This is a genomic window from Promicromonospora soli (assembly GCF_014653785.1).
Lineage (GTDB): Bacteria > Actinomycetota > Actinomycetes > Actinomycetales > Cellulomonadaceae > Promicromonospora > Promicromonospora soli.
Window position 1 is genome coordinate 17,509 of the sequence record NZ_BNAS01000003.1, and the last position, 5,523, is coordinate 23,031.

The 5,523-nt window shown below is 67.7% G+C and carries 7 protein-coding genes; 6 read left to right on the forward strand and 1 reads right to left on the reverse strand.

What is annotated here, in order from left to right; translation table 11 throughout:
• Positions 1-153 precede the first annotated feature (153 nt).
• From IE250_RS10150 to IE250_RS10165, 4 genes are read left to right on the forward strand one after another with little or no spacing between them, the layout of a single operon-like run.
• Entirely contained in the window at positions 154-477 is a 324-nt protein-coding gene (locus IE250_RS10150; protein WP_189669208.1) for a DUF6317 family protein, read from the forward strand.
• Positions 470-1,894 carry a hypothetical protein gene (locus tag IE250_RS10155; RefSeq protein ID WP_189669209.1) on the forward strand — a complete coding sequence of 475 codons (1,425 nt, stop codon included), beginning with the start codon at positions 470-472 and terminating at the stop codon, positions 1,892-1,894. Before IE250_RS10150 ends, IE250_RS10155 begins: the two co-directional genes overlap by 8 nt.
• Before the next feature lie 16 nt (positions 1,895-1,910).
• Positions 1,911-2,522 (forward strand): hypothetical protein, encoded by a 612-nt coding sequence (locus IE250_RS10160; RefSeq protein ID WP_189669210.1) that lies wholly within the window; start codon positions 1,911-1,913, stop codon positions 2,520-2,522.
• The gene (locus IE250_RS10165; RefSeq protein ID WP_189669211.1) at positions 2,519-3,187 is read left to right on the forward strand and encodes a hypothetical protein; all 669 of its coding nucleotides are present in this window, start codon (positions 2,519-2,521) and stop codon (positions 3,185-3,187) included. Before IE250_RS10160 ends, IE250_RS10165 begins: the two co-directional genes overlap by 4 nt.
• A 142-nt stretch (positions 3,188-3,329) precedes the next feature.
• Here the strand turns inward: IE250_RS10165 and IE250_RS10170 are convergent, their stop codons facing one another.
• Positions 3,330-3,944 carry a hypothetical protein gene (locus IE250_RS10170; protein WP_189669212.1) on the reverse strand — a complete coding sequence of 205 codons (615 nt, stop codon included), beginning with the start codon at positions 3,942-3,944 and terminating at the stop codon, positions 3,330-3,332.
• A 183-nt stretch (positions 3,945-4,127) separates the two neighbouring features.
• Here IE250_RS10170 and IE250_RS10175 point away from each other — a divergent pair, with 183 nt between their 5' ends.
• Positions 4,128-4,847, forward strand: coding sequence for a hypothetical protein (locus IE250_RS10175; protein WP_189669213.1), 720 nt, complete (start codon positions 4,128-4,130; stop codon positions 4,845-4,847).
• Between the two features lie 159 nt (positions 4,848-5,006).
• The gene (locus IE250_RS10180) at positions 5,007-5,303 is read left to right on the forward strand and encodes a WXG100 family type VII secretion target (protein WP_189669214.1); all 297 of its coding nucleotides are present in this window, start codon (positions 5,007-5,009) and stop codon (positions 5,301-5,303) included.
• Positions 5,304-5,523: the final 220 nt, after the last annotated feature.

The following is a 5,523-nucleotide window of genomic DNA, read 5'->3' on the forward strand; positions in this document are numbered from 1 at the left end:
GGCCGAGCGCGGCGGGACCGCGCTCGGCCACCCCGCTCAGATGGGGAGTCCTGCCCATGGCACGCTGTGCGGCGGGCGAATATCTTTCGGGCAGACATCAACTGAGCCGCTCCTGCGGGCGGCATCAAGACTGACGGGCGGGGGCGAGATGCAGTGAGCGACCTCAAGATCAATATGGACCAGCTTCGGGGCCTGGCTTCGGACCTGAAGGCGATCGCCGACGAGTTCAAGGACGCGGACAACAACTCGGAGGACGCGGCGGACGCCACGGGCGACGACGAGCTGCGCGACAAGGTGCAGGACTTCGCCGACAAGTGGCGAGTCAAGCGCGACGAGATGGGCGGCAACGTCACCAAGCTGCAGGGCATCATCCAGCAGGTGGTGGACACGTTCACCCAGGTCGACAACGACCTGGCCAAGGCCCTGGAGCAAAAGGCCGAGGAAGCCACGGACTACAAGGGAGTCACCAGTGTCTGACACCCAGTACCAGAAGCTGGACGGGAACGCGGACCTCGTCCGCTCGAAGGGGAAGTCCTACCAGGACATCGCCAACTCCATCGAGAACGCGATCACGGCGCTGGACGCCATCGTCGACGACAACGGCACCACCGCGCAGTCCATGACGAAGACGCGTGAGCTCGCGGGCGACGTGCGCGACGACATCAAGAAGGCGACCGCCCGGTACCGGGTGACCGGTGACGCGCTGGTGGGGTACGCGCCGACGCTGGAGAGCTCGATCTCCTCCTCGGACACGGCCGCTACCAGGATCGCCGAGATCCAGAACGACCTGTACGACGCGCAGCTCGCCAAGAGCAACGCGGAGAACGGCGTGGAAGACCTTCCGGACGATGCGACGCCCGCCGACAAGGCCGAGGCGAACAGTGCCGCGAGCTCGGCGAGCAGCCGGGTCGAGACGCTGACTTCCGACCTGGCCTACTGGAAGGGCCAGTGGCAGGACGCGAAGGACGCCAAGGACACGGCGGCACGGACTGCACGCAGCTCTATCGACGAGCAGTTCGAGCGCGACTCGAAGAACGACCTCGAGGACGGCTTCTGGGACAAGGTCGGTGACGTCCTGTCGTCGGTCTACAAGGTCTTCAAGATCATCTGCGATATCGCAGGCATCCTCGCCATCTTCCTGTCCTGGGTGCCCATCCTCGGCCAGGTGCTCCTGGTGCTCGCAGCGATCGGTTCGATCCTGACGATCCTCGAATCGGTCGTGAAGTTCGCGAAGGGCGAGATCGGCTGGGGCGGACTGCTGCTCGGTGTCGGGATCGGCCTCATCGGGCTCTTCGGTGGCAAGCTCGCCTCGAGCCTCGGCAAGGTTGCGAAGGCGCGGGCCATCACGAACGCCGCTGCGACGACCAACTCCACGACGCGTCTGGCGACGCGCCTCGCCGGTAACGCCGACGACGGCGCTCGAATGATCAGCGAGGCGAGCGACACGGTGGCCAACGCCGACAACCTGCTGAGCATGAAGACGCTCCTCAAGTCGCCGTTCACGCGGTCGGACAGCGCGGCGGAGCTGTTCGAGCTGCGCAAGGCGGGCAGCCTGGGGATCATGGAGGGCCTCGGCAAGACTGCCAAGGAGTTCGTGATCCCGCTGAAGAACCCGTTCGCCGGGACCACGGCCATCATGAACAACCCGGCGCTCCGATACAACGCGGCCGGCCTCGTCGGCGCCACGGCGGGCATGGAGCTGGTGAACTTGGCGGCGACCGGGGTCAAGTCGGGTATCGGTATCGATGCCGCCTTCAACGGCAGCGACGGGTGGGCGCAGGCGAACTCCATCATCGGGTCGACCAGTCCTGTGATGGAGGGGGCGTACAACAACGTCGCGCAGCTCCCGGGCAAGGTCGTCGGCTGGTCCAAGACCGTCGACGGAATCTTCTGAGAACGGAGACACACGCGTGACTGGACCGATCAGCAGTTTCTCCATCGGGCTGCCTGAGACCTGGCACGCCGTCCCGTCGGGCGACGTGCCACCCGAGTGGGCCGAGGCGACGGCGTCGCGCATCGTCGAGGGGTTGGCCGTTCCCGAGGGGGCGGCTGCCGCCCTGGCGCGTCAGCTGCTCGAGGTGAAGGCGTCGATCGACGCGACCGGCGTGCGTGGTTCGCACTCGGCGGTCCTCGTCGAGCGCACCGAGGTCCCGTCAGTCCAGGCGATGATGACCATCGTGCTGGGCAAGCAGGTCAGCCGGGAGATCTACGACGAGCAGCTCGGGTACGTCGTGGAGAACGTGGACACTGCCCAGGTGATGGGCAACCAGACGATCGAGGCGGTCATCCCGGCCGGCGTGGTCCACGGTGCGCACTTCCTGATCGGGCATCTACCCGCCCACGACGACCCTGCCGGCGTACACCTCGAGGAGCGCGTGCATCTCGGCGTATTCCCTGAGGGAAGCCCGGACATGGTCGATGTGACGGTAGTCGCTGCCGGTATCGGCATCTTCGAGGACCTCGCGGCGTCGGTCGTGGGTCTGCTGGAGCAGCTCGAGGTAACGACAGGGGTTTCGGCATGACGAAGCAGCTCAACATGGCGCCCGGAGGAATGCGGATCGTCCTTCCCGGGTCGTGGACGCGGATCCCGCTCGAGGACCCGGAACAGACCGTCGCGTTCGTCAAGCGCTTCGTGAAGCGGCAGACGGGCAAGGCCGACCGGCTCGCCAAGGTCCGGCGGGAGACCGTCCAGGATCTCCTGGCCTCGGCCCGCGACGCCGCCCAGGTGGGGGTGCACACCTATCTCATGTCGTTGGAGATCCTGCCGCGCGTGCCGTTCCCGGCCGCGCTCCTCTTCCTCGACCAGAGCTGGACGGAGGCGTCGCGCTCGGCTCTGGCGGAGGGCGACGTCGAGGGTGCACTGACCGCCACGTTCGGGGACGTCGAGATGGGTGACTCCCGCAACGGCCCGTTCGGCCGGAGGTGGGAGGTCCTGACCCAGACGCTGGGTGAGGAGGAGCTCCTGACGCTCCGCCTGGAGTACTTCGTGCCGTACCCGGACGGGTCCAGGGTGTTGCTGGCCCGGGCAAACGTGCCGAACATCCCGCAGGCAGAGCCGTTCGGGCTGCTCTTCAACGAGATCATGGATTCGATCACGTTCCCCGACCCGGACGAGCCCGAGGACGTGCCGACCGAGACCGCCGGCGCGGCAGCGGAGCGGCCGGCGGCGGTGACGGCAACAGCCTGACGTTGGGCGCTTCCCTGCCGGGGTAGATGTACGAGAGCGGGGCGGTCCGACATCGGACCGCCCCGCTCCCGTGCTTCCTCGACTGCTTTCTCGGCCCGGTGCTTCGGCACTGGGCGCCCGCATGCCGCTCAGCCAGCAGACGTCACTTCTTGCCCTGGTTCTGCTTGAGCGACGCGATCTTAGCGTCGAGCTCGGCGAACTTCGCAGCGCGGGCGGCGGCCGCCGCGGGGTCCGCCATCTCCCAGAGCGACTCCAGCTCCTTGCGCGCCGCGGGGTCCTCGGTCGCGCGCCAGGCCAGCTGGTGAACCCTGTGCTCGAGGCTCGGGTCCTTGGCGAGCACCGCCTCTACCTCGAACTTGGTCTCACCGGACACCGGCCGGGCGCGGTCGGCCAAGACGGCCAGCGCGCGTTCGGTACCCGACTCACCGCCGGCGCGAGCCTGCGCCTTCGCCAGGAGGCGCAGGAGCCCGCTGGTGACCGGCGCCGCGACAAGGCCGATGGTCAAGCCGGCGGCGATCTTCCAGGCCATCTCGGCAGGGCTCAGGGCGAGCGAGAAGGCCAGGCCGGCGATGACGCAGATCGCGTACCACCAGTACCCGATCTTCTCGAGGGCCTTGAACCAGCCGGGTACCTTGCCGGAGAACCCGTCGAGGGCGTCGTCCACCTGGGTGACCGCACCGGTGTCGGTGACGCCCGGTGCCGTGACGATCGGCTTGTCGGAGCGCACCCCCACGTGCAGCCAGTCGAGCTGTGCCATTCTTCTCTCCCTCAGCGCCTGCGCGCCCCGTCGTCGGACGATTCTCGAACCGCGCCCGACATTAGCAGTGGGGGCCGGGTGAAAGTCGTTATGTCCCGGTGTGGCCCGCGCGCGCCTCGCTCGCTACGGTTGCCGGGCGGAACAGGGCAGGGGCCTTGTCGCAGGGAGCAGAGGGGAACGTACGTGTCTGACGTCGTCGCGGGGGACGCGAGCCGTTCGACGGAGCAGGCCACGGGGAAGGATCGGACGCCGGGACCTGCCGCACTGGTGCTGCGGCCGTTCGGCTACCTGGGGATGACCCTCCTGTGGACCGTGATCTGGCTGATCGCGCTGGCGATCCCGGCGGGCACGCTCGCCTACCTGGCGTTCGACGATCCGGAGGCGGTCGTGGGCAACCTGAGCCAGCGTTTCGCGAACCCCGTCGAGGCCATCGCCATGGTCGTGTTCCTGGTGCCGCTCCTCGCGCTGATCATGGGTCCGGGCGCGATCTTCCACCTACCGTTCATGTGCTGGCCGCCGGCCGTCCTGTGCCTCACGTACACGCTGCGAGCATTGCGTCCGTCCTACGCCGGCGAGAAGCTGTCGTTCACCACGTATCAGGCCAGGGGCGAGTCGATCGGCCCGCCGACGGTCGGCGACCTGGCGCTCTCGCTGCAGCCGGTCCGGTCCACGCGGTTCACCGATGCGGTAATGCGCTTCTACATCGCAGGCTGGAGCCTCGACGGGCCGATGTTCAAGGCGATGCTGCCGGTCGGCGCCGCGTGGTCGTTCCTGGTCCCGGTCGTCGTGCCGGGGTTCGACCCGACGCTGCGGGTGGTGTGCCTCGGCGTCGCCGTCGTGCTGACGCTCGTCTCCCTGGTTCTCGGCGTCCGGGCGTTCCGGGGACGCTTCTTCCCCGCTTGACGCGGCCTGACCTGGACGAAGGCCGGACAACGGACGGACACGGGCAGTGGCGCCCCATGGGTAGCGCTCCCCATCGACGCTCCCTGGCGGGTTCGTTACTGTCGGGTCTAGTCGGATCGGCCGTGGGGGCCGGCCGGGATCTGAAGAAGGGGAATTCTCATGGCGAACATGAATGTGACCTACGAGGAGCTTCGTGGTCAGGCGGGCCAGCTCCGCAACGGGCAGTCGACGATCATGGACACGCTGTCCAACCTGTCGACCCAGGTGAACAACCTGGTTGCTTCTGGCTTCCAGACCGACTCCGCGTCGGGCGCGTTCCAGCAGTCGTACGAGGAGTTCACCACGGGTGCCAAGCAGGCCATCGAGGGCCTCGAGGGCATGGCTTCGTTCCTGGAGCAGGCTGCTCAGACGCTGCAGGACGTGGACCAGCAGCTGGCCAGCGGCATCGGCGGCTGACACCAGCGCGGTTCGTACGACGGGGCGGTCCCGGGCTCAGCCCCGGGACCGCCCCGTCGTCGTCTACTCTGGCTCACATCTGCCCAGGTCAGGCCTCCGTCGATGGGGACAAATACCCATCGACGGGTTGTGCCGGGTTCGTTACTGTCAGGGGTAGTCGGACCGGCCGTGGGGGCCGGCCGGGATCTGAAGAAGGGGAATTCTCATGGCGAACATGAAT

What these genes read in the sequence shown, in the direction of transcription:
- IE250_RS10165 (WP_189669211.1), top strand. Translation starts at nt 2,519, where the DNA reads ATGACGAAGCAGCTCAACATGGCGCCCGGAGGAATGCGGATCGTCCTT.
- IE250_RS10180 (WP_189669214.1), top strand. Translation starts at nt 5,007, where the DNA reads ATGGCGAACATGAATGTGACCTACGAGGAGCTTCGTGGTCAGGCGGGC.
- IE250_RS10170 (WP_189669212.1), bottom strand. Translation starts at nt 3,944, where the DNA reads ATGGCACAGCTCGACTGGCTGCACGTGGGGGTGCGCTCCGACAAGCCG.